Annotated in this window: 21 protein-coding genes; 9 read left to right on the forward strand and 12 right to left on the reverse strand. The window is 58.2% G+C overall.

Going from position 1 to position 23,005, the window contains the following annotated elements:
• Nucleotides 1–20: 20 nt before the first annotated feature.
• Entirely contained in the window at nucleotides 21–545 is a 525-nt protein-coding gene (locus ACR0AY_RS03440; protein WP_170396878.1) for a component of SufBCD complex, read from the reverse strand.
• A gap of 120 nt (nucleotides 546–665) precedes the next feature.
• Here ACR0AY_RS03440 and hemB point away from each other — a divergent pair, with 120 nt between their 5' ends.
• The 4 genes from hemB (at nucleotide 666) to ACR0AY_RS03460 (ending at nucleotide 5,507) form a co-directional block, all read left to right on the forward strand.
• A complete protein-coding gene (gene hemB, locus ACR0AY_RS03445) occupies nucleotides 666–1,664 on the forward strand; it encodes a porphobilinogen synthase (protein ID WP_170509620.1) in 999 nt (332 codons plus the stop codon).
• A 143-nt stretch (nucleotides 1,665–1,807) separates the two neighbouring features.
• Nucleotides 1,808–2,380, forward strand: coding sequence for a YSC84-related protein (locus ACR0AY_RS03450; protein ID WP_170509617.1), 573 nt, complete (start codon nucleotides 1,808–1,810; stop codon nucleotides 2,378–2,380).
• A 165-nt stretch (nucleotides 2,381–2,545) separates the two neighbouring features.
• Nucleotides 2,546–5,008, forward strand: coding sequence for a penicillin acylase family protein (locus tag ACR0AY_RS03455; protein ID WP_170396872.1), 2,463 nt, complete (start codon nucleotides 2,546–2,548; stop codon nucleotides 5,006–5,008).
• A 103-nt stretch (nucleotides 5,009–5,111) separates the two neighbouring features.
• Nucleotides 5,112–5,507, forward strand: coding sequence for a nuclear transport factor 2 family protein (locus ACR0AY_RS03460; RefSeq protein ID WP_170509614.1), 396 nt, complete (start codon nucleotides 5,112–5,114; stop codon nucleotides 5,505–5,507).
• Here the strand turns inward: ACR0AY_RS03460 and hflX are convergent.
• From hflX to trkA, 4 genes are all read right to left on the reverse strand, one after another.
• Nucleotides 5,504–6,775: a GTPase HflX gene (gene hflX, locus ACR0AY_RS03465; protein WP_170509611.1), complete on the reverse strand. Its 1,272-nt coding sequence runs from the start codon at nucleotides 6,773–6,775 to the stop codon at nucleotides 5,504–5,506. The genes ACR0AY_RS03460 and hflX overlap by 4 nt on opposite strands.
• A complete protein-coding gene (hfq, locus tag ACR0AY_RS03470; protein ID WP_005982826.1) occupies nucleotides 6,775–7,014 on the reverse strand; it encodes an RNA chaperone Hfq in 240 nt (79 codons plus the stop codon). Before hfq ends, hflX begins: the two co-directional genes overlap by 1 nt.
• Before the next feature lie 131 nt (nucleotides 7,015–7,145).
• Nucleotides 7,146–8,687 (reverse strand): TrkH family potassium uptake protein, encoded by a 1,542-nt coding sequence (locus tag ACR0AY_RS03475; protein WP_170396867.1) that lies wholly within the window; start codon nucleotides 8,685–8,687, stop codon nucleotides 7,146–7,148.
• The gene (trkA, locus tag ACR0AY_RS03480; protein ID WP_170396865.1) at nucleotides 8,687–10,063 is read right to left on the reverse strand and encodes a Trk system potassium transporter TrkA; all 1,377 of its coding nucleotides are present in this window, start codon (nucleotides 10,061–10,063) and stop codon (nucleotides 8,687–8,689) included. Before trkA ends, ACR0AY_RS03475 begins: the two co-directional genes overlap by 1 nt.
• Nucleotides 10,064–10,159: 96 nt before the next feature.
• On the opposite strand from trkA, the gene ACR0AY_RS03485 reads away from it, so the two are divergent.
• Complete coding sequence (locus ACR0AY_RS03485) at nucleotides 10,160–10,639, forward strand: hypothetical protein (RefSeq protein ID WP_170406102.1); 480 nt, start codon at nucleotides 10,160–10,162, stop codon at nucleotides 10,637–10,639.
• On the opposite strand, the gene ACR0AY_RS03490 is transcribed toward ACR0AY_RS03485, so the two are convergent.
• The 7 genes from ACR0AY_RS03490 to dusB all read right to left on the reverse strand — a co-directional run bounded on the left by ACR0AY_RS03490 (nucleotide 10,604) and on the right by dusB (nucleotide 19,648).
• Nucleotides 10,604–11,797, reverse strand: a complete 1,194-nt coding sequence (locus ACR0AY_RS03490; RefSeq protein ID WP_480453719.1) for an MFS transporter — start codon at nucleotides 11,795–11,797, stop codon at nucleotides 10,604–10,606. The two genes, ACR0AY_RS03485 and ACR0AY_RS03490, sit on opposite strands and share 36 nt — an antisense overlap.
• Before the next feature lie 43 nt (nucleotides 11,798–11,840).
• Nucleotides 11,841–12,431, reverse strand: a complete 591-nt coding sequence (locus ACR0AY_RS03495) for a helix-turn-helix transcriptional regulator (protein WP_480453721.1) — start codon at nucleotides 12,429–12,431, stop codon at nucleotides 11,841–11,843.
• A complete protein-coding gene (ntrX, locus tag ACR0AY_RS03500; protein ID WP_170396856.1) occupies nucleotides 12,428–13,837 on the reverse strand; it encodes a nitrogen assimilation response regulator NtrX in 1,410 nt (469 codons plus the stop codon). The genes ACR0AY_RS03495 and ntrX overlap by 4 nt, the downstream gene beginning before the upstream one ends.
• Nucleotides 13,834–16,059 carry a sensor histidine kinase NtrY-like gene (locus ACR0AY_RS03505; RefSeq protein WP_480453723.1) on the reverse strand — a complete coding sequence of 742 codons (2,226 nt, stop codon included), beginning with the start codon at nucleotides 16,057–16,059 and terminating at the stop codon, nucleotides 13,834–13,836. The genes ntrX and ACR0AY_RS03505 overlap by 4 nt, the downstream gene beginning before the upstream one ends.
• Nucleotides 16,060–16,221: 162 nt before the next feature.
• The gene (locus ACR0AY_RS03510) at nucleotides 16,222–17,589 is read right to left on the reverse strand and encodes a sigma-54-dependent transcriptional regulator (RefSeq protein WP_170396851.1); all 1,368 of its coding nucleotides are present in this window, start codon (nucleotides 17,587–17,589) and stop codon (nucleotides 16,222–16,224) included.
• On the reverse strand, nucleotides 17,589–18,668 hold the full coding sequence (locus ACR0AY_RS03515) for a two-component system sensor histidine kinase NtrB (RefSeq protein WP_170396849.1): 1,080 nt from the start codon (nucleotides 18,666–18,668) through the stop codon (nucleotides 17,589–17,591). Before ACR0AY_RS03515 ends, ACR0AY_RS03510 begins: the two co-directional genes overlap by 1 nt.
• Nucleotides 18,665–19,648 (reverse strand): tRNA dihydrouridine synthase DusB, encoded by a 984-nt coding sequence (dusB, locus tag ACR0AY_RS03520; protein ID WP_480453725.1) that lies wholly within the window; start codon nucleotides 19,646–19,648, stop codon nucleotides 18,665–18,667. The genes ACR0AY_RS03515 and dusB overlap by 4 nt, the downstream gene beginning before the upstream one ends.
• A gap of 179 nt (nucleotides 19,649–19,827) precedes the next feature.
• Between dusB and ACR0AY_RS03525 the strand changes: the two genes are divergently transcribed.
• The 4 genes from ACR0AY_RS03525 (at nucleotide 19,828) to ACR0AY_RS03540 (ending at nucleotide 22,939) form a co-directional block, all read left to right on the forward strand.
• A complete protein-coding gene (locus tag ACR0AY_RS03525) occupies nucleotides 19,828–20,958 on the forward strand; it encodes a bifunctional 2-C-methyl-D-erythritol 4-phosphate cytidylyltransferase/2-C-methyl-D-erythritol 2,4-cyclodiphosphate synthase (protein WP_170509603.1) in 1,131 nt (376 codons plus the stop codon).
• Nucleotides 20,955–21,452, forward strand: coding sequence for a phosphatidylglycerophosphatase A family protein (locus tag ACR0AY_RS03530; protein ID WP_170406118.1), 498 nt, complete (start codon nucleotides 20,955–20,957; stop codon nucleotides 21,450–21,452). Before ACR0AY_RS03525 ends, ACR0AY_RS03530 begins: the two co-directional genes overlap by 4 nt.
• Nucleotides 21,449–21,931, forward strand: coding sequence for a CinA family protein (locus ACR0AY_RS03535; protein ID WP_170509600.1), 483 nt, complete (start codon nucleotides 21,449–21,451; stop codon nucleotides 21,929–21,931). Before ACR0AY_RS03530 ends, ACR0AY_RS03535 begins: the two co-directional genes overlap by 4 nt.
• Nucleotides 21,932–22,261: 330 nt before the next feature.
• Nucleotides 22,262–22,939, forward strand: coding sequence for an orotate phosphoribosyltransferase (locus tag ACR0AY_RS03540; protein WP_170406124.1), 678 nt, complete (start codon nucleotides 22,262–22,264; stop codon nucleotides 22,937–22,939).
• Nucleotides 22,940–23,005 lie beyond the last annotated feature (66 nt).

Here is a 23,005-nt window from a genome sequence, read left to right on the forward strand (position 1 = left end):
ACCTTGCCTTTCAGGGACTACTAACCCAGGACACCAATCGAAATGTTCTGATACATTCCCCAGAACGCAGTGATCAAGATCGAGAACATACCGATAATCTGAGTAAAGGTCCGACTGCGCGTCAGCGTTTTGGAAACATTTTCTACGGTCGCTTCTTGAGTCTGCAATCGACGCGCTGCCGCAATACTGATCATCATGACAAAACACATCGGGAGCAGAAGAAGGAATACGGCCTGTGCAAATTCCACGTCGTAGAAGAACCCCAACGTCGCAAGGCCAGTCAAAACAAAACAGCAAATTGCCATCAATACCAGACCCGAGGTTTCGACGATGTACAACACTCTGTTCGAGTTGATCCGCGCGACATCCAGAAGGTCTTGTTCTGATTGACCACCCACACGACGGGCGCGCATCACCAGATCATAGGGCACCCCCATCGTCCAGTGGCTGGCAGATGACCAAAGAACGGCCAGACCGATCCAGTACCACAGATTCGAAAAGCTCCGCATGTCGATGAGTTCGAAAATCGAAGAGTATATGTCCAAGCGTCTGCCCTTTGTTCAACGTCCGCAGGGACCGTCATCGCAGCGATGCGTCCATTGTTACCCTTGAGACCACCGGGAATTCATGCCACCCAATGCGCAATTGTTCAAGGAGAGTGCGCCATGAAACCGACCATCGCCCCATATCCCCGGACCCGTTTCCGCCGGGCCCGCCAATCCGAGGCGATCCGGGGTCTGGTACGCGAGAACACCTTGACTGTGAATGACTTTATCTGGCCTGTTTTTGTGCGCGACGGTGAAAATATCGAAGAACCCGTCCCGTCGATGCCCGGTGTCGTGCGACGCTCGGTCGACCTGGTCACCAAAGCCGCGGTTGAAGCGCAAGCCCTTGGTATTCCTGCAATATGTATTTTCCCATACACCGATCCGAGCCTGAAAACCGAGGATTGTGCCGAGGCCTGGAACCCCGACAACCTGTCCAACCGCGCCATTCGTGAGATCAAGACCGCTGCGCCCGAAATCGCGGTGATGACGGATGTGGCCCTGGACCCCTACAACATCAACGGCCATGACGGCTATGTGGTCGATGGCGAGATTGTGAATGACCAGACGATTGAGGCGCTGGTGAAAATGACGCTGGCGCAGGCCGAAGCCGGAGCTGACATCATCGGCCCGTCCGACATGATGGATGGTCGTATCGGCGCCATGCGCAGCGCACTTGAGTCGGCGGGTCACCAGAATGTCATGATCCTGAGTTATGCCGCCAAATACGCCAGCGCTTTCTACGGCCCGTTCCGCGACGCCGTTGGGGCATCAGGCGCGCTGACCGGTGACAAGAAGACCTATCAGATGGACCCTGCCAACTCGAACGAGGCCCTGCGTCTGATCGAGCGTGATCTGACCGAGGGTGCAGATATGGTCATGATCAAGCCGGGGATGCCATACTTGGACATCTGCCGGCGGGTCAAAGACAACTTCGGTGCGCCGACCTATGCCTATCAAGTGTCTGGCGAATACGCGATGATCCAAGCCGCTGCACAAAACGGTTGGATCGACGGCGAAAAGGTGATGCTGGAAAGCCTACTGGCCTTCAAGCGCGCAGGATGTGACGGCATTCTGACCTATTTTGCACCCGAAGCCGCGCGCATCCTGCAGGGCTAACACTTCAGATTGTCGCAATTTTTCGCCGATTTGCTGCGTGCGCAGCACAGCTTTCCCGTGACAGGCCGGTGCAATCGGCGTATTCTTGCAGACAAGATCGGGAACACCCGACATATCAGGCACATACACAGAGACAGAGAAACATGAGCAGTTCAAACTCCCCCCGACTTAGCCGTCGCGGTTTTGCTTTTGGCATGGCCGGACTGACGCTGACCGCCTCCTGCGGCAACGGCGTTGGCAACTCCAACGCAGTCACACTCGACGCGCGCGTCGACGCGACGCTGAACGAGATGTACAGCAAGTATCCCAACACCGTTGAGATTGCCAACAAGGCCAACGGAATGTTGGTCATGCCACTGATTACAGATGCCGGATTTATCTTTGGTGGCGCCTATGGTCAGGGTGCACTGCGTATTCAGGGCGCGACGGTCGACTATTATTCCGCCATCTCCGGTACTGCGGGTCTGCAGATCGGCGCACAGCAATATGCGCATGTTCTGTTCTTTATGACCGAAGAGGCCTTGAACGATTTCCGCCGCTCCAGCGGTTGGACGGCCGGTGCAGATATCGGATACGTCGTCGACGCGACCGGAGAATCCTTGTCGACCGACACCACTCAGTTGCGCAAACCCGTGCTGGCCGCAGTCTTTGGACAGGCGGGTCTGAAGTTCGGCGCGACGGTCGAAGGCACCAAATATACGCGCATCATCCCCTAAGACCCCAGATACCACCCTCCCCCCTCTGACGAGCCCCGCTACATCTTGTGGCGGGGCTCCGTGTTTTCGCGGTTTTCCACAAATTCCAGTGGCATTCCTCTTTCGGTCGGGCGGAGGTTCCAGTAACCTTGGCGCAAATGACCGCATAGAATTCTCGGGGGACAGATGGGCCTGGTTTTTCGCTGGCTGGTGAGACTTACGACAGGCCTGATCCTGCTGGCAATCGCTGCTGTGGGGTTGGTCTACTTTCTGGCCAGCCAATCCCTGCCTGAATACAATCAAACCCTTGAAGTTGAAGGAATAACTGCCCCTGTCGAGATCGTTCGCGACACTGCAAATGTGCCGCATATACTGGGCCAGTCCGACCCGGACGTGTTCTTTGGTCTGGGCTATGCCCATGCACAAGACAGGCTGTGGCAGATGACCATTCTGCGTCGGACCGCACAGGGCCGCTTGTCCGAAGTGTTCGGCCAGCGCACGGTAGCCATCGACAAATTACTGCGTCGTTTCGATCTTTACGGGCTCGCCCATCGGTCAGTCGAGTTTCAGGACGACTATACCAAGGCCGCGCTTCGTGCTTATTCCGCAGGGATCAACGCCCGGCTTACCGAGATCAACGAACAGGCGCTTGGACGTGGCGCCCCCGAGATGTTCCTGTTCAACGCCCCCGTTCCCCCATGGCAGCCGGGCGACAGCGTAGCGATTATCAAGCTGATGAGCCTGCAGCTTTCCGGCCATCTTGCTGATGAAGTGTTGCGCGCACGCACATCACTGATGCTGGATAATCCCGCACGGCTGGCCGACATTCTGCCCGACGTCCCCGGTCCCGGTATTGCCGCGCTGCCCGAGTATGCTGATCTGTTTCCAGACCTTCCGCGCTATGCCCAAGGCACCCCGATGCCCGACACGCCGCTGTCGCCTTTCCCGCAGCGCGGGCTGGCAGGTGCGTCAAACGCGTGGACCGCCGCGCCGTCCCGCTCGGCCAGCGGTGGCACGTTGCTGGCAAACGATCCGCATCTGGGCCTCACCGCTCCGGGTATCTGGTATCTGGCTCGGCTGGAACTGGCCAAAGGCGGCGTTATCGGTGCAACCATTCCAGGCGTACCGGCAATCTCAGCCGGACGGAGTGAGCGCTTGGGCTGGGGCCTTACCTCATCCTATCTGGACGATCAGGACGTTCACATCGAACAACTGAACCCCGACAATCCCGAAGAATACCTTACTCCAGACGGCTACAAACGCTTTCAGACCCGCCCTTCGATTATCGAGATCAAAGACGCCGCCCCAATTACCCTGACCCTGCGCTGGACCGAGAATGGCCCGGTTCTGCCGGGCACGCATTATGATCTGGAAACCATCACACCACCGGGCCATGTCGCGTCTCTGTCGTGGAGCGCGCTAAGCCCCCGCGATACATCCATGAGCGCCTCTTTGGCGCTGATGAATGCCGATTCAGTTCGAGACGCCATTGACGCGGCCGAGGACTATATTGCCCCTTCGCAAAACTTGTCACTTGTCGATAAAGACACGATCGGCATGAAACTGGTCGGCGCAATGCCCCGGCGCGATCTGAACAATCAAAGCCGAGGCCGCATTCCCACCCCCGGCTGGCTGGAACGGAACCGTTGGCAGGGCCGCCTGCCCTATTCAGACAATCCTGAATTCGTGGCCCCAGTCGGTGGAGTTCTGGGTAACACAAACAACAAGATTATCGACCGGCCCTTCCCGCGCCATGTGTCGTACGAGTGGGGCGACACCCAGCGGGTCAATCGCTGGGAACGCCTGATGCAATCGCGCGAGGTACATACGCGTGACAGTTTTATCGAAGCGCAGTTGGACACGGTTAGCTTTACAGCGCGATCACTGCTTCCTCTGATCGGCGCCGATCTCTGGTTTACCGGTGAGTCGGCACCCGATGGCACGCCCGAACGGCAGCGTCAGATCGCGCTGGATCTGCTGGCCAACTGGAACGGTGAGATGAACGAGCATCTGCCGGAACCCCTGATCTACGCCGCATGGTTGCGCGCGCTGCAAATCCGCCTGATCTCGGACGAACTTGGCCCGCTGGCTGCCGAGTACAAGCATGTCGAGCCGCTGTTTATCGAGCGGGTGTATCGCGATATCGACGGTGCCTCGGTCTGGTGCGACGTGGTTCAGAGCGCTCCCGTTGAAAATTGCACCGACATGGCACGACTGGCCCTGGATGACGCGATCATTTGGATTTCCGAGCGCTATGGCCCCGCACTCGAATCTTTACGCTGGGGCGATGCGCATCAGGCCACCCAGGACCACCCCGCGCTGGGCCAGGTTCCGGTGCTGCGGTTTTTCGTCAACATCCGCCAATCCACCAGCGGTGGCGATAACACCCTGCTGCGCGGGCGCACGTCAGGCGAAGGACCGGACCCGTTCCAGAATGTGCATGGCGCAGGTTATCGTGGCGTCTACGATTTTGCGGACCCCGATAGTTCGGTTTTCATCACCGCAACTGGCCAGTCAGGCCATTTCCTATCTCGCTATTATGACGATCAGGCCCAACTATGGCGGCGCGGGGAATACATCCCCATGTCGCTGGATATCGGGCTTGCCCGAGCAGCGGCAGTTGGTGTGACCGTCCTGAACCCGCGCTGATCTGATCGGCAAATCCCCGCCCCTTTTTGAACCTCGCGTGGCGCACCCCTTCGTTATCGCCTAAACTCGTCTGGCCGTCGCATTGCACGAAGGGGGAAAATGCATGGGCAGCTTTCGAGACACCTTAAACAATCTCGCACGCGATTATGCCATCGCCTGGAGCTCGGGCGATCCCGACTTGGTCGCCGGTTTTTTCGCCCCCGAAGGTCAGATCAGCATTAATCGCGGTGAGCCCCTGCGCGGCCATGCCGAAATCGCCGAAATGGCCCGCGGGTTCTATGCAGAATTCCCCGATCTTGAGGTGCGTTGCGATATGATGCGTTGGGCCGGAGGGCATGCCATTTTTGTGTGGACCCTCGAAGGCCATCACGCCGAGACCGGCAACCGTGTCGTTACACGCGGCTGGGAAGAGTGGGAGCTTTCAAAGGACAACAAGGTGCTATCATCGCTTGGGTGGTTCGATGCAGAGGATTACCAGCGCCAGATAGACGGTACCTAGAACGCCGCGAAGCGGGACGCCTGCTTGTCAGTCCAGAGCACCGTGATCTCGAACCCCTCTTCGGTCTGATCTTCAGACCTGACCACATCCTGACGATAGAGCCACGCGCGTTTGTCACCATCGGCAAAGCCCAGTTTCAGGATAGTCTCATGCCGCGCACCCTGCAGGATCGTGGCGATTTCAGACAGCAGCGGATCAACACCTTCGCCCGTTACGGCCGATATGGCAAAGATCGCCGGATCACGCTCGGCCCGCGCAAGCGCGGCTTCGCGGTCTTCCGGGCTCAGCAAGTCGATCTTGTTCCAAACCTCCAACCGGGGGCGACTGTCCTCGACACCCAGAGAGTTCAGGATCGCCTCAACATCCCGTGCCTGTGCCTCGGTTTCTTCGTGGCTGATATCGCGGACATGCACGACCAGATCAGCCCCCAGAACCTCTTCCAGCGTGGCGCGGAAGGCCGCAACCAGTTCCGTGGGCAGGTTCGAGATGAAACCCACGGTATCGGACAGGATCACCTCGGGGCCATCCGGCAGCTCAACCCGTCGCATAGTTGGGTCCAACGTGGCGAACAGCATGTCTTTTGCCATCACCTCGGCCCCGGTTAGGCTGTTGAACAGCGTGGATTTCCCGGCGTTTGTATAGCCAACAAGTGCAACAATCGGGTATGGAACCTTCGCGCGCGCTGCGCGGTGTAAGGTGCGGGTCTTCACCACTTTTTGCAATTGGCGGCGCAGGCGGACCAGTTGTTCATCAATGGCACGCCGGTCGGCCTCGATCTGAGTTTCACCGGGACCACCCACAAACCCAAGTCCACCGCGCTGACGTTCCAGGTGGGTCCAGGCCCGAACCAGTCGCGTACGCTGATAGCTAAGCGCGGCCATCTCAACTTGCAGCACACCTTCTCGGGTACGCGCACGGTCGCTGAAAATTTCCAGAATCAAACCGGTCCGGTCAAGAATTTTGACCTTCCACGCCTTTTCCAGATTGCGCTGCTGAACCGGAGTCACTGGCCCGTCGATCAGAACCAGCTCGATCTCATTGTCGTGGAGGCGTTCGGCCAGTTCCTCGATCTTGCCGCTGCCGAACAGAAAACCAGCCTGCGCGCGCGGTAGGCGCACTATTTCGGAACCGACCACATCCAGATCGGGCAAAGCGGCAGCGAGTGCCACCGCCTCTTCCAGCGCTGGTTCGGGGACACGGCGCTGTTCATCTGATTTGATTTCGGGATGCAGCACCCAAGCCCGGGTGTGCGCCCTCTCATGTTCCATCAAGAGGCGTCTTCGCCCTCATACAGGTTGATCGGCTGTGACGGCATGATGGTCGAAATCGCATGCTTGTACACCAACTGCGACTGTCCGTCGCGGCGCAGCAGCACGCAGAAGTTATCGAACCAGGTGATTACACCCTGCAATTTCACACCGTTGATCAGGAATATTGTGACCGGGACCTTTGCTTTCCGTACATTGTTCAGGAACGCGTCCTGCAGATTCTGTCTGTCCGAAGCCATATTTTGTTATCTCGCCATTGTTCTTGCTACGCGCTGCGGACCAACGCGCTCCCTCCGGCAGAGTATGGAGTGCCGCGCACAGATATTCCAGATGAAAAATCAGGCAGTAACACCAGGTGCCTGACGCAGGGTCAATCGCGCCACAGCGTTGGCGTAATCAGTGCCACGATCGCCAGAGTTTCCAACCGCCCGATCACCATCGCCGCGCAGACCGTCAACTTGGCCCCGCTGGAAAGATCAATCAGACGTATGGGCACATCCGTTGCCAATTCTATCAACGGCCCCGTGGTGCTGAGTGCGGCAACGCTGAGCAGCATGGCCTGTTCAAAACCTACGCCCATGACGGCCAGCAACAAATCGAACAAGGCCAACGTCAGGGCAAACATCATCAGGAAGATCCAGGCGATGAAGGCACCGTCGCTTTGAATGCGGCGGTTGCCGCCACCCTCTCCGCTGACCGAAGAAGGATAGATCAGTCGGTCAATCTCGCGCTTGCCATTCAGATAGAGCGCAAAAACCCGCAACAGCTTTACCCCACCCGCAGTCGTCGCCACGCCTCCTCCGACCAGGGCTAGCCCCATCAGAATCAGGCCCGGTGTGCTCAAGCCCGACAATTGCTGCGCGTCGTTCCAGTTGGCGCTTTCAAATCCGGCCGTGGTCAGAAACGACATCGCCGTAAACATGAACCCCCAAAAAACGCCAAGTGCTTGCCGCACTTCGACGGCAATGTTCAGTTCGGCCGTTCCAGCCAAAAACCGGATGAACAGCAGCACAGCGACCGCCAGCACGATGAAGATGCCAATCCTAAATTCTGGGTCTTTGTCCAGCCGCGAATACCCTGAGGTCGCTGTATCGGTCGAAAAGGTCAGCCGCGACAGGGCAAAGAACAGGAAAAGGAACAGGATCGCCTCGCCAGTGATTCCTGCGGTCGATCCTTCCAATCCACCGACGGGTGATATGCCGGAAGTCGCAATCACTGACATCGCGTGGCTCACGGCAGTAAGCCCTTGCTCACCTGCGATCAACAGCAGGATCCAGATCACAGCTGTCAAACCCGCATAGACGGGTGCCAATGTGCGCGACACGCGGATCAGATGGCCGCGTGGATCGGACTTCTCGCTTTGTGCCACGCCCGAGACGGGACGCCCTGGTTGCCCCCGGGCTGTGACTTCGAAACCGCCCAACGACAAGGGTGCCAGAATCGCGGCCGCCGAGATCCACATCAGCAATCCGCCCATCCAACCGACCAACGCGCGCCATAAGTGCAACGGCGCCGAAAGGCGTGCGGGATCGGGGAACAGATCAGCGCCGGTTGTGGTCAGCGCGCTGACCATATCGAAATAGGCGTTCAGGAAGCTGGTTGTCCCCAGCGCATCATGAAACGGAATAGCAAGAAATATCGGCAGTACGGTAAAGGCGGCCAGCAGAACCGCCAATTGGCCAAGCGTTCCCCGCCGTGGTCGTCGGTTCGACATGGCCAGAGCTATGATCGACACCGCAAAAACACCCAGCAATCCGGAATAGAAGAATGACCGTGAGGTGGCGTGATCATCCAGCGCCAGCGCATAAACTGCGGGTATCCACATTGCCAGCGACACGATACCCCAGATCATCAGCAGCAGCGGCAATCGCCGCAATACTCCGATCCGTTGCTGTCCGCGTGCTTGCAACATCAGAAGAAATCGATTGAAACCTGCATCAGACGCTCAACCTCGGGCACGTCTTTGGCCATTGCAAAGATCGCCACCACGTCTTTCTCGTCGATGCGCAGGCTGCCGGTCGGGCGCAGAACCTCGTCACCTTTGCGTACTGCGCCGACCAGAACGCCTTCTGGGAAATCGATGTCGCGCAGCTTTTGTCCGGCCATGGGCGAGGTTGATAGCACTTCGGCCTCGATTACCTCGGCCTCGGCATCACCAATGGAATACACCTGACGCACGCGCCCGTGCCGAATGTGACGCAGGATCGAACTGACAGTGGTGGCGCGCGGGTTAATATATGCGTCAATCCCCAGCGGTCCCATCAAGGCGACCATGCTGGGGTCGTTGATCAGGGCGATGGCCAGTGGACAACCCTCTCCCTTGGCGCGTACCGCGGCCAGCATGTTGGTGCGATCGTCATCCGTGACCGCCAACATCGCGTCGGCGCGCTCAATCCCTGCTTCGCTCAGCAAAGATGAATCTAGGCCGTCGCCGTTCAGAACAATCGTCCGCTCCAATGCTTCGGCAGCGATTTCGGCGCATTTGCGGTCACGCTCGATAATCTTGGCACGCACCCGGCTTTCGCGCTCTTCCAGTGTGCGGGCCACTTCCAACCCGACATTACCGCCGCCGACGATCACCACACGATCTTGCTTACGCTGGGCCTTGCCGAACACCTCCATCGTACGTTCAACGTCCTTGACGCTGGTAAAGACGTAGCATTCGTCGCCTACAAACAGCTGGTCCTCGGATTCCGGTGCAAACAGCGTCCCTTCGCGGCGCACACCAACCACAATCGAGCTGAGCGTGGAAAACAGGTCGGTCAATTGTCGCAGCGGTGTGTTGACGATTGGGCAGTCTTCCTCGACCCGAATGCCCAGCAGCTGAGCCTTTCCATCCATGAATATCTCAGTATCGAAAGCAGAAGGCGCCGAAAGACGGCGCATCGCTGCGGCGGCAACTTCGCGTTCCGGGCTGATCACTACATCAATGGGCAGATGATCGCGGCGGTAGAGATCGGAATGGATTGCTTCAAGATAGGATTTCGACCGCAAACGCGCGATCTTGCGCTGGATCGAAAAAACCGAATGCGCCATCTGGCAGGTGACCATATTCACCTCATCCGAATGGGTCGCGGCGATGATCATGTCGGCGTCGCGGGCCCCTGCACGATCCAGCACATCCGGATAACTGGCGAACCCCGCGATCCCCTGCACGTCCAGCGTCTCGGTCGCGCGACGTACCAGATCGGGATTGTTGTCGACCACCGTCACATCGTTCAGTTCGCCCGAAAGGTGACGCGCAATCTGCCAGCCGACTTGACCGGCACCGCATATGATGACCTTCATGCTCTTGGCCTTTCTGCCTGAAATCTTTGAATGACAGATGCCCCCAAAGCGGTCAATTGAATTGTCATGCCTCCTAAGCTGCGCCAAAGTAAGCATATGAAAACCATTCTGCCTGCTCTGATTTGCCTGCTGACGCTGTCCGCCTGTGGTCCGCTTTCTTTGTATTATCGCGAAGGTGAGAGCGTCTCGCGGATGCAGACCGAGACCACGAACTGCCAGGTGCAGGCGCTCAAGGACGCCCCTGTCGCCAATCAGGTCCGGCAGAGCCCGCCAGTCTATTGGCCCGGGCGCACCTATTGCGATGGCCGAGGACGCTGCTATCGCAACCCCGGATGGTGGGAGCCTGGGCGGGTCTATACCGTCGACGTGAATCAGGGGCTGAGAAACAAGGTCGAGGCGCAGTGCATGGCCCAAAAGGGCTATCGCCCGGTCAGCCTTCCGCCTTGCAAACAAGGTGTCAAATCGCGGGTCACGCCCACGCGCACCACGACGCTCCCGCCGCTGAACAGCGCGTCCTGTTTCGTGAAATTCGACGACGGGTCATTTCAGATCATCACTCCGGGACAAGCCGGCTGATTTGCGACGCCGCGCCAGCAGCAGATGCGCTATGATCGCGATGCTATAGAACGCGGCGACGGTTACAAACATGCCAGCCTCATCGACGCCCAGCAATATCGCCAGCAATACCGGGGTTCCAAGCAGGTTTCCGGCATTGCCCATCTGCGCCATCGCACCATAACTCAGGGCTTGGGCTTCGGTGGTATCGTTTAACTCTGGCACTGCGGCGAAGCTGCCGCCCTGTACAAGCCCGAGCACGGCAAACAAGGCGATACATCCGAACGTAAGGGGCGCCCCCAGAAACAATGCGATGATCGTCGCGATCCCCAGCACAAAGCCCAGATTGACGACGCTGACGCAGGACAGGACGGTCAACAGCAAGGGCACCAGCAGCCATGACAGTACAATCCCTGCCAGGGGCATAAGTGCTGCAATCGATGCGCCCTGCCCTTCGGGTAAACGCCCCGGCAGGATCGCTAACAGAGAAACAAATGTCAGCGTGTAAAAGAACCAGCCAATTGCCGGGGCCGAAATAAAGGGTGAGCGGTAGGTCCTGATATGCACATCAAGGAAGGTGGAGAGCCCCCACCCGGCACCCTCCGTCTGGCCCATGTCGGTTTTCAGATCGCTAAGCGCGATCAGCGCGGCGATCAGCAGCATCAGACCCCCGTGCATGGCAAAGTATGTGGGCAGTCCGAAACGATCGACGATGGGAAGCCCAACCCAAGCGTTTAATGCGAATGCAACGCCAAAGAATGTACTCCACAGCACCATGGAATTATACCGCGCCCGACCGGATGTGATCTGAGCAATCAGCGTTGGTGCCGCTACCACAATCGCTAGATGTGACAGCCCCTCAATCACCCGGCTGAGCAGCATCAGTTGAAAAACCGGCAAGCTTGCTTGCAGCAAAGATAATGCGCCGCCGAGCACCAGCCCTGATAGCAATAGACGATTTGGCCCAATACGCGCTGTGATCGCTCCGGATATCGCGCCCAAGGCAGCCCCCATTAGACTGATAATGGACAGCAACCAGCCGATCACGGCAGCATTGTCCGGGTACAACAGCCCCACATCAGAAAATGGTACGGCAATCTTTGCAAATTGGGTTGCCGCACCGAGGCCAGCAAACCAGATCAGCATGACCTGCAAGAATGTGCGAAAAGAGTCACTCATGCAGCCGGTCTATCGCGCCTAACCTGCCAGCGGAACGCATAAATTATGCGGTGACTTCGCGCCGCCCGCTGACCAGACGGACCGGAGTACCATCACCCAGATACAACCGCTCCCACACGATTTGCCCGGCGCTGATCCTGATTTGATCATGCACAGCCTCGGAAGTCAGAAACGCTTTGGGTGAAGGCGAATGCAAATCCCACCAGCCATCTTTCTGCAGTTCTGCTTCGGCTTGCCTGATCTCATCCGTTGCAAATTGCCAAAGCGAAACGCCCAGCAAGGCGCGCTGTGAGGTCTTCCAATCCCGCGCCCGGCTGCCCGAATAAGCAAGGCAGGTATGGCTGGCCTCTTCGACAAGGTGCAAGCACTCTGCCGAATGAACGACCAGACGTTTCAGCGCAGAATCCTGCACCCGAACCGGCCCCAACGCTGCAAAAACGGACTGTTGAATATGCGGCGATGGCGTTTGACCCCCGTTTTCCCACCGGGAAATCGTGGTTTGGTCGACTTCAATCAGATCTGCGAGGGCGGATTGCTTAAGTCCAACCGACCGCCGCAACCGCTTCAACCGTTTACCAAAGGCGGGAAAACCGATGGAAACGGCTGCGGTCTTTGTATTCGGCGCGGCAATCACTCGGCTGGTTCGGGCTCGTCAATCTGAGCCACCCGCGCACCGGATTTGTTCGAGGTCACGACGCCCAGCGACTTGAGCTTGCGATGCAAGGCGCTGCGTTCCATGCCGACAAAACTGGCCGTGCGGCTTATGTTGCCACCAAACCGATTGATCTGGGTCAGCAAATATTCACGCTCGAACGCTTCGCGCGCCTCACGCAGCGGCAGCGTCGCCAGTGCGCCAGACAGTACCACGCGCCCGGACTCGTCGGATTTCTCTTCTTCGTTGGGCAACTCGCGGGCCTCGATCGGGCCAGTGCTGTCACCAAGGATCAGCACCCGCTCGATCAGGTTCTTCAGCTGACGCACATTGCCCGGCCATGTCATCGTTTGTAGCAAAGCAATAGCCTCATCCGACAGCTCGCGCATCGGCAGACCCTGTGTATCGTTGCACATCTCGATGAAATGTTGCGCCAGAACCGGGATGTCCTCTCGCCGTTCCTCCAGCGAGGGAACCGCAATCGGCACCACATTCAGCCGGTGATACAGTTCTTCGCGGAACCGTTCGGCGGCGATCTCTTCTTCCAGATCGCGGTTGGTCGAGGAAATGACCCGCAGATCAACCCGCACCTTGTCAGAGCCACCGACACGCTGGAATTGCTGATCAACCAACACGCGAAGAATCTTGGACTGCGTCCCCAGCGGCATGTCAGCGACTTCGTCGAAGTAGACAACGCCGCCATGCGCCTCTTCCAGCAGGCCTGACTCGATTCCGCGCTCAGACGATTCTCGTCCGAACAGAACTTCTTCAACCCTCTCAGGTTCAATCCCCGCACAATTGACCGTCACAAATGGGGCATTCGCCCGGTTGGAATGGGCATGGATATAGCGCGCGGCAATTTCCTTGCCCGACCCAGCCGGCCCGCTGAGCATAACCCGGCCATTCGACTTTGTTACCTTATCCAACTGCCCCTGCATCGCTCGGAACGACGCAGAATTGCCAATCATGTCTGAACAGCTGACTTCCTGCCGCTTCAGCGAGGCATTCTCGCGACGCAGGCGCGAGGTTTCCATCGCACGGCGGATCACCACCATCAACTGGTCAATGTTAAAGGGCTTTTCGATAAAGTCGTAAGCCCCCTGCTTGATAGCCGCCACCGCAATCTCGATATTGCCATGTCCGGAAATGATCACCACCGGAACATCCGGGTTGTCCCGTTTTACAGCTTTCAGGATGTCGATCCCGTCCATTCGGCTGTCTTTCAGCCAGATATCCAAGATCAACAGTCCGGGAGGTTCAGCATTGATCGACGACATGCACTCGTCCGAGTTTGCCGCCAACCGGGTGGAATAGCCTTCGTCCTCCAGAATGTCGGACACCAATTCGCGAATATCGCGTTCGTCATCTACGATCAGAATGTCGCTCATCTTTGGCCTGCTTTCAGTTTGTTTGTTTTAATCGCCTGTTTTTCCGGCGCATTTGTCGGGCCGCCTGAGGCCCCGGGTAGACGAATGACAGCCATTGCGCCGAAATGGTCCTGTCCGTCGAATGTGGGCGCGTCTTCCAATGTCAGCGCTCCGCCATGTTCTTCGATGATCTTCTTTACGATGGGCAGGCCAAGGCCTGTGCCTTCGTCACGCGTAGTCACATAAGGTTCGAACAGCCGTGCCCTGTCCTCAGGCAGACCGATGCCATTGTCCGCAATGGTGATCTGCGTTCCTGCATCGTCAGTGGAGACTACGACTTTGATCTGAGGTTTCAGATTGTCCGGTGCGCCTTTTTCTTTCAGCGTTTCAATAGCCTCGCCCGCGTTCTTGATCAGGTTCGTCAACGCTTGGCTCAACATGGTCGAATCCACATCCGCCAAAATGGGCTGTTCAGGTAAGTCCGCATCGATCTGAACATCAGGCTGACCCGCCTGCTGCAACAGAACCGCCTCACGCACTAGCGTCACGATATTCTCTTCGCGCCGTTCCGGTTCGGGCATGCGTGCGAATTTCGAGAACTCGTCAACAATCCGCCGCAGATCATTGGTCTGCCGCACGATCACGTCGGTCATCGATTCCAGGCTATCGCAATCGTCCTCGTCCAGCTTGCGCGAGAATTTGCGTTTGATTCGCTCGGCGCTCAGTTGGATCGGTGTCAGCGGATTCTTGATCTCATGCGCAATGCGACGGGCCACATCACCCCACGCCGCCATGCGCTGCGCGCTTACCAGATCGGTCACGTCATCAAAGGCCACAACGTAGCCTTCCAGCCTTCCATCCTCGCCACGCCGCGTCGCCATGCGTACCAGTAAGTTCTCCAACCGGCCTTTGCGGGTTACCTTGATCTCCCCCTGGACCGCCTCTTGCCCGCTGTCCTTAAGGGCTTCGAACAAAGGCAAAAATTCGGGAACAGCGATGCCGATTGCCAGGTTCTGCTCTCCACCAGACCAGCCCAGAAGACGTTCGGCGGATCGGTTCACAAAGGTCACACAGCCCTCTGAATCAACGCCAACGACACCGGATGTCACCGAGCTTAGCACTGAATCAAATAGCCGCCTTCGACGTTCGATATGGCGAGTGTTTTCCAACAGCGTGTCGCGCTGCCCCTTCAACTGACGAGTCATCTGGTTGAAGTAGCGGCCCAGCATCGCGATTTCGTCATCGCTGGCCTCTTCGATGACCTGAACACTCAGATCACCAGCACCAACGCGCTGCGCCGCCGTTGTCAGCCGTCCAACAGGGCGAGAAAGACGTTCAGCGAACCACATGCCCAGCGACATCGCGGCCAGAATCAGGATCACAGCAAAGCCGAGATACAGAAGGCCGAATTCGAACAGGACCCTGCCCCGCTCGCTTTCCAGTTGGCTGTAGAACTGTGCTGTTTCTTTGGTTTCATCAAGCAAGGTCAGAAGCTGCCCATCAACCTCGCGACTGACATAAAGATACCGGTCAAGATAGGCATGCAAAGGAACAAGCGCGCGGAATTCGCTGTTCTCCCAATCGGCAATGATGGCCACGCCCTGATCATTGGCCTCGATCATCTCTTCGGGGGTTGGTGCCTCGTAGTCGAACAGGTAGGACCGATCACCGCGCGATCGGATTTCGGCGCTGCCATCGATCACATAGGCCTCGCGCAAACCGCGTTGTATCTGGGCCTGCCCCTGGGCCAGAACCTCTCGCAATTCGGCGTCTGAGACAAAATAATCCAACGATCGCGCGTTATCGAGGAAACGCGCCAGAACAACCGCATCCTGCGTCAGGCCCTCGCGGTGTTCCTGTTCGTAAGCTTCGGCCGCAGTCAGTGACGACCCAACCACCTGCCGCACACGGTCCGAGAACCAACCTTCAAGGCCGATATTCACCGTCAGCCCGGCGAAAATCGCCACCGTGACCGTCGGCACCAGAGCCAACAGCGTGAAAGCGCCGATCAGGCGCAGGTGAAGACGGGAGCCCGCAGATTTCGCGCGACGTGCGGCGATCAGACTGAACAATTGGCCCAACACCAGCGCAGCTACGACCAGCACGTAGACCAGATCAGCCAACAAAATCAGCCGCAGTGTCGGTGCCGCCGCGCCAAGATCAAAAGGGCCAATGACGAGATAGGTTGCAAGCGCCAGAACCGGGCCCAGCATAACCAATCCCAAGGTACTGAAATTGCGCATCCTCCGGGACTTGCGCCACCGGTTGATCGATAGGATCGGCCCGTTCTGTGCCCGGCTTGCCACCGTCTGCCCTCATTCTGATGTGCCGCTTGCGCGGCTTACCGCCATATATCGTGGTCGTTCCCGGGGTCGAACCCGAATGCCACTGTTTGTGTGGCGATATTACATCAGTTTGCGACGGCGTGTCACCTGAATATCGAGGTCAGTAATCTTTTTCCGCAGCGTATTCCGGTTAATCCCCAGGAGATCAGCACATTTTGCCTGATTTCCACCAGTCGCATCCAGCGCGATTTCGATCAACGGTGCCTCGACTTCGCGTAGAATACGTTGATAGAGGCCGGGAGGCGGCAGGATGTTTCCGTGCAGATCAAAATACCGGCGCAGGTGACGACCAACAGAAGATGACAGCTTCTCACGCTCGCCATCACCCAGAACTGGTTCGGCCTCGGGCTGGCTACCCAGCACCATCTCAACTTCGGTGCGCGAGATTTCATCAGAACGGCTGGTTAGACCAAGACGCCGGATCGCATTTTCAAGCTGTCGGACATTGCCGGGCCAGGAATACCGGCGCACCAACTCGACCGCTTCGGGGCTGAGGCGACGCTGCGCGCCGCTTTCCCGCTCCTCCCGCGCCAGAAAGTGATCGGTCAGCAAGGTGATATCATCAACCCGTTCGCGCAACGCAGGCACGTGGATCGTCGCACCGCAGAGACGGTAATAGAGATCTTGTCGTACGCGACCACTTTCCATTGCGTCGGTCAGATCTGATTGACTTGTGGCCATGAAACGCGGCACGTGATCGCCCGGCGTGTCCATCATGCGCACGATACGGGCCTGGATCTCATCATCAATATCGGCAATTTCATCGATCAGCAGCGTACCACCACGTACGCGCGCCATAACCCGTGCCGGGCCTTCCAAATCGCTCAGATCGGCAGCTGTCACGGTGACAAAGGGCAGTGTCCTTCGGTCAGAGAAATCGTGAATAGCGCGTGCTATCAGAGATTTACCCGTCCCACTTTCACCAGAAATCATCACAGACAGATCCGTGTTCATCACCCGGGCGACCAGACGATAAAGCGCCTGCATCACGGGGGTGCGCCCAACCAGCGGCAGTTCATCAGGGCGGTCTTCGCTGGCCATCACCGGCTCAGCCTGTACCCGCTGCTTTTGATCCAGCGCCCTCGCGGTGCGCTTCATCAGATCGGGCAAATCGAAAGGCTTTGGCAGATAATCGTAAGCTTCGGCCTCAGCCGCCTGAATGGCTGTCATGATGGTGTTCTGGGCCGAGATCACGATGACCGGCAAACCGGGACGGTCCTGCGCGATCTTTGGCAGCATCTCCAACCCGTTTCCATCCGGCATTACCACATCCGAGATCACAACGTCGCCCTTGCCTTCGGCTACCCAGCGCATCAGCGTGGTCAGCGAAGATGTCGCGTGAACCTTGCACCCCGCCCGCGTCAGGGCCTGTGTAAGAACCGTGCGGATCGTGCGGTCGTCATCGGCAACCAGAACTGTGCCATCCATCAGATGCTCTCCTTTTCATACGCGTCGTTCGGTGCACGTCGCAGGGACAGTCGAAAACTAGTGCGTCCGGGCACAGATTCAGCCGAAATCCAGCCGTCGTGGTCGGAAACGATCTTGCTGACCAGCGCCAGCCCAAGCCCGGTGCCGTTCTCCTTGCCTGACACGAAGGGGTCGAAAATATCACTGCGAATATTTTCCGGCAGGCCCGGCCCATCATCAATAATCTCGATCTGCAGAGGCAGCGAATGACCCGAACCGTCACTGCGCCGCAGTCGGAATGAATGCTCAAAATAGGTACGCAGCCGGATTGTACCGTTGCCATCAGCAGCTTCCGAAGCGTTTTTGAGCAAGTTCAGAACCACCTGCAGGAACTGATCCGGGTCCCCATAGGCCAAGGGCAGCGAGGGGTCGTAATCCTCGATAATCGTCATATGCGCGCCAAAACCCAACAGCGCTGACCGGCGCGCGCGATCCAGTACATCGTGGATATTGACCGGTTTGAAATCGGGTTGAGACAGGTTGCCGAACTGTTCTACCTGCTCCAACAACTTCACGATGCGGCGGCTTTCCTCAACGATAAGGTCAGTGAGCTCAAGATCTTGCTGCGAAATATTCATGCTGAGCAATTGCGCCGCACCGGTGATCCCTGCCAAAGGGTTCTTGATCTCATGCGCCAGCATCTCGGCCATACCAATCGCAGACTGCGCTGCCGATTTCACAGTGTTGCCACGGGTCATCCGACCGGCCAGTTCGCGCGGCGAGATGATCATGATCATTGAACCGGGATGCCCCATCAGCGGCGCGATTTGCAGCGCACATTGTAGCGGCGCGCGATTGCCCGACCCAACGTCCACATCGTTCACGAACAGCGGTGTACCTTGTTGACGCGCGCGCAGAAACGCCTCTTCCAACGGCGCGTCAACCGCGAGTTGATCCCAGACCGGGTGTCCAATCACTGCCTTGCGGGAGGCGTTCAGAAACCCCTCACCCGAGGAGTTGACGTCCGATATCCGATCTTCGGCATCGATAATGAACGCCGGAACCGGAAGCGAGGTCCAGATGCTCTGGTCAGAGGTCATGCTGCTGCCTCCGCCGTGCCACTAAGCGCATCTGCCAAAAGCCGTAACACCTCATTGGTGTCGCGGGATGTCAGGACAGCCCGCCGCAAGGTGGCGGGTGTTCCGGCCTCATCCATGTACCATCCGAGATGTTTGCGTGCGACGCGCAGGCCCAGATCGGTACCGTAGAACTCCAGCATCGCCAGATAGTGGCCACGCACCATCTCGATCAGTTCAGTGCCCGTGGGAATGGTTGGAGAAGCAGCGCCATAGAGATCATGGCAAATCTGCGCCAGCAGCCAGGGCTTGCCCTGCGCCCCCCGACCTACCATGACGCCATCGGCCCCGGACTGATTCAGCGCGATTTGCGCGGCCTCGGTATCGACGATGTCACCGTTTGCGATGACAGGGATCGAGACGGCTTCTTTCACCGCCCGGATCGCCCGCCAATCTGCCCGGCCTTTATAGAATTGACAGCGCGTACGCCCATGGATGGTCACCATCCGGATGCCTGCGTCCTGCGCCCGCCGCGCCACATCCGGTGCGTTCAACAGATTGTCGTCCCAGCCTAGCCGCGTTTTCAGCGTAACAGGCACATCAACTGCACCCACAACGGCCTCGATCAGCGTCAGTGCATGGTCCGGAGTTTTCAACAAAGCTGAACCGGAATAGCCATTGGTTACCTTCTTTGCTGGGCAACCCATATTGATATCGATCACGCGCGCGCCCCGGTCAGCGACTTGCCGGGCGGCCTCGGCCATCCAATGCGCCTCGCGTCCGGCCAATTGCACTGCGGTGTTTTCCACATCCGCCGACAGCTCGGCCCGTTCACGTACGCCTGGTTTGGCCTGCACCATCTCTTGGCTGGCGACCATTTCGCTGACAACCATGCCCGCGCCGAAGCGCATCACAAGGTCCCTAAAAGGCCGGTCGGTGATTCCGGCCATTGGCGCCAAGAGCACCGGAGGGGTCAGATCCTTTTCAGCAAGACGCAGGGCCAATGTGCTTAATCCTTGAGCAGTTGTGCGTTTGATATCGAAATTGCGGCATATGAACAATAAAACGGGAGCATTCAAGCCCACAAAATCATCATATGCTTATTTTTTAAGCAAATTGACGCGGGTGATTGCCTCTGCATTCACCGACCCCTAAACAATGCCCCAATCAGGAGACCTTTCAGATGACCACAGCCGCCATCATCGTCGCCGCCGGGCGCGGCCAGCGCGCCGGAGGCGGAGTGCCAAAACAGTGGCGTGCCTTGGCTGGGCGGCGCGTGGCCGATTGGACGATTGACCGCTTCGAAGGGTTGGTTGATCACCTCGTTTTGGTGCTGGCCGAAGACGACACAGCCGTTTGGGAAGAATTCAGCGCGACAAACCTGATCCTTGCACCCGGCGGTGCAGACCGCGCCGGATCAGTGCGCAACGGGTTGCAGGCTTTGGAAGCGTACAGCGTTGAAAAGGTTTTGATTCACGATGTTGCCCGTCCCTGCGTCAGCGCTCGGATAATCGGCGATGTTCTGAAAGCACTCGACACGCATACGGCAGCTGCTCCGGGCTTGGCCGTCACGGATGCGCTATGGACAGGAGACGGCTCGATGGTGACAGGAACGCATGATCGATCCGGCCTTTACGCTGCGCAGACACCGCAGGGATTTCATTTTGGCACAATCACCACCGCCCATTCAGCCCATCCCGGAGGTGCGGCGGATGATGTAGAAGTCGCGCGCGCTGCAGGAGTCGAAGTCGCGATTATTCCGGGCGATGCGGATAACCTGAAAATCACACGGCCCGAGGATTTCGCCCGGGCCGAACGTACAATGGGTATGAATATGGATGTAAGGCTGGGCAACGGCTACGACGTGCACCGCTTTGGTGACGGAGATCACGTGATCCTCTGCGGTGTGAAGGTGCCGCACAATCGTGGGCTCCAAGGTCACTCCGATGCAGATGTGGGGATGCACGCGGTCACCGACGCGATCTATGGCGCACTGGCGCGGGGTGATATCGGTCAGCATTTTCCGCCCTCCGATCCGCAGTGGAAAGGTGCAGCGAGTGAAATTTTCCTGCGCCACGCAGTCGAATTGGCTGGGCAGTTGGGCTATGAGATCTCGAATGTCGACTGCACACTGGTCTGCGAATTTCCCAAGATCGGCCCTCATGCCGATACCATGCGTGCCGAAATGGCACGGATCATGGGCTTGCGCACCGATCAGGTCTCGGTCAAGGCCACCACATCCGAACGGCTGGGCTTTACCGGTCGCAGCGAAGGCATTGCCTCGCTCGCAACTGCCTGTCTGGTGAAGTCATGACAGCGGCTCGTCTAATCGGAACCGTCTGCGGCGTCGGTTACCTCCGCCCTGCCCCCGGCACCTGGGGATCGCTGGCTGCTTTGCCGCTGGCATGGGTTCTGCATACGCTGGGTGGCTTCCCCTTGCTGGTCATCTCAACACTCGCGGTTTTCTTCGGGGGCCTGTGGGCTACGCAAGTGATGACAGCTGGACAAGATGACCACGACCCGTCCGAAATTGTCATTGATGAAGTCGCGGGCCAGTTCATCGCGATATGGGCGATTTCCTACCCGTCTTGGGCGCATGGGATCGACATCACAGCGCTCTGGCCCGGCTGGATCGCGGGTTTTCTCTTGTTCCGCCTCTTCGACATTACCAAACCCGGTCCCATTGGCTGGGCCGACCGGCGTGGAGATCCGATGGGTGTCATGCTGGATGATGTGATCGCTGGCGTCTTTGCGGCCATCGGTGTGGTCGTCCTCGCCGGTATCTCACATGGAGTCATGGGTCAATGATCGTTGTCGACCTGCTGGATCGCGCCAAGGCGCAGGGCATGATGATCACCACTGCTGAAAGCTGTACCGGCGGTATGGTCGCCGCTGCACTGACTGACATCCCTGGCAGCTCCGCCGTGGTTGAGCGCGGCTTTGTCACCTACACCAACACCGCAAAGCAAGAGATGCTGGGCGTGCGCGCCGATACGCTTGAGACATATGGAGCAGTTTCAGAAGAAGTCGCCCGGGAAATGGCCAATGGCGCCCTGCAGAATTCGCGGGCACAGTTGGCGGTCTCGATCACCGGCATCGCGGGCCCCGGCGGGTCCGAACACAAACCCGAAGGCCGCGTATGCTTTGGCCTCGCTGCACAGGGTCAACCGACCCGAACCGAGACCGTGGAATTCGGAGCGCAGGGACGGGATAACGTACGTCGCGCTGCGCGGGACCACGCTTTGACCCTTTTGAGCGACGCTCTTGCTGATCTGGCTCGGACCTAAGAAAACCTGCACCCTTCATCGCATCAATTCGAATACTGGGCGCTGAATACAGTTACTGCGCGGCAGCCTACGCATTTGTGACGGCAATGGTGGTTGCGCTTCTTACCTCGCCTCGCATACACGTCGAAACCGAGATTGAAGGCACAGTCTTGCCGATTGCGGAAAGCGAGCCTGAGAAATGAGCAGTCAAGCCCACCTTGGCTGCTCTGCCCGCAAGGGCATCAAGCGGACCTCTTGGGGGTCCGCTTTTCTTTTAGCGTGCCCTCTCGACTCTGGGCCGGGGGTCAGGCTATCAGCCTGCGACACCCTTTCAGCCCAGAGGTTTGCGCCATGATCCCCAGTTCCTTCCCCGACAGCACCGAAATCGCCCGCCTGACCGCACGGATGCTGCTGGAGATCAAAGCCGTACACTTTAATTCCCGCGAACCTTTCACGCTGGCCAGCGGTCTACCAAGCCCGACCTATATCGATTGCCGCAAGCTGATCTCGTACCCGCGCATCCGCTCGACCCTGATGGACTTCCTGACGGTTACCGTGATGCGCGACGCGGGGTTCGAAGCGTTTGACAATATCGCCGGTGGCGAGACAGCAGGTATTCCCTTCGCTGCAATGGTGGCCGAGCGCATGGCACTGCCAATGACCTACGTGCGGAAGAAACCCAAAGGCTACGGCCGGAACGCCCGCATCGAAGGCGCGATGAGCGAGGGTGAGCGGGTACTGCTGGTTGAAGACCTGACCACCGATGGAGGCTCAAAACTGTCCTTTGTCGACGCGATCCGCGAAACCGGTGCGACCTGTGGGCATACGGCTGTGATCTTCTATTATGGTATTTTCCCCGAAACCGAGAAAACGCTGGGCGATCACGGCGTAAAATTGCACTCGCTTTGTACTTGGTGGGATGTTTTGGCGGAAGCCAAAGCGCAAAAGGCCTTTGACGAAGAGACGCTTGATGGCGTCGAGGCCTTCCTGAACGACCCGCGCGGTTGGCAGGACGCACATAAAAGCTGACGTTGCGCAAACTGTTTTCAGAATGGAAACACTGACCGCTGCGTCGATCGCTTCATCCACAAGATG

It is taken from the genome of Ruegeria sp. A5 (genome assembly GCF_056543005.1).

Coding starts and splice junctions, on each gene's coding strand:
- hemB (WP_170509620.1), top strand. CDS start 666: ATGAAACCGACCATCGCCCCATATCCCCGGACCCGTTTCCGCCGGGCC.
- ACR0AY_RS03450 (WP_170509617.1), top strand. CDS start 1,808: ATGAGCAGTTCAAACTCCCCCCGACTTAGCCGTCGCGGTTTTGCTTTT.
- ACR0AY_RS03455 (WP_170396872.1), top strand. CDS start 2,546: ATGGGCCTGGTTTTTCGCTGGCTGGTGAGACTTACGACAGGCCTGATC.
- ACR0AY_RS03460 (WP_170509614.1), top strand. CDS start 5,112: ATGGGCAGCTTTCGAGACACCTTAAACAATCTCGCACGCGATTATGCC.
- hflX (WP_170509611.1), bottom strand. CDS start 6,775: ATGGAACATGAGAGGGCGCACACCCGGGCTTGGGTGCTGCATCCCGAA.
- hfq (WP_005982826.1), bottom strand. CDS start 7,014: ATGGCTTCGGACAGACAGAATCTGCAGGACGCGTTCCTGAACAATGTA.
- ACR0AY_RS03475 (WP_170396867.1), bottom strand. CDS start 8,687: ATGTTGCAAGCACGCGGACAGCAACGGATCGGAGTATTGCGGCGATTG.
- trkA (WP_170396865.1), bottom strand. CDS start 10,063: ATGAAGGTCATCATATGCGGTGCCGGTCAAGTCGGCTGGCAGATTGCG.
- ACR0AY_RS03485 (WP_170406102.1), top strand. CDS start 10,160: ATGAAAACCATTCTGCCTGCTCTGATTTGCCTGCTGACGCTGTCCGCC.
- ACR0AY_RS03490 (WP_480453719.1), bottom strand. CDS start 11,797: ATGAGTGACTCTTTTCGCACATTCTTGCAGGTCATGCTGATCTGGTTT.
- ntrX (WP_170396856.1), bottom strand. CDS start 13,837: ATGAGCGACATTCTGATCGTAGATGACGAACGCGATATTCGCGAATTG.
- ACR0AY_RS03505 (WP_480453723.1), bottom strand. CDS start 16,059: ATGCGCAATTTCAGTACCTTGGGATTGGTTATGCTGGGCCCGGTTCTG.
- ACR0AY_RS03510 (WP_170396851.1), bottom strand. CDS start 17,589: ATGGATGGCACAGTTCTGGTTGCCGATGACGACCGCACGATCCGCACG.
- ACR0AY_RS03515 (WP_170396849.1), bottom strand. CDS start 18,668: ATGACCTCTGACCAGAGCATCTGGACCTCGCTTCCGGTTCCGGCGTTC.
- ACR0AY_RS03525 (WP_170509603.1), top strand. CDS start 19,828: ATGACCACAGCCGCCATCATCGTCGCCGCCGGGCGCGGCCAGCGCGCC.
- ACR0AY_RS03530 (WP_170406118.1), top strand. CDS start 20,955: ATGACAGCGGCTCGTCTAATCGGAACCGTCTGCGGCGTCGGTTACCTC.
- ACR0AY_RS03535 (WP_170509600.1), top strand. CDS start 21,449: ATGATCGTTGTCGACCTGCTGGATCGCGCCAAGGCGCAGGGCATGATG.
- ACR0AY_RS03540 (WP_170406124.1), top strand. CDS start 22,262: ATGATCCCCAGTTCCTTCCCCGACAGCACCGAAATCGCCCGCCTGACC.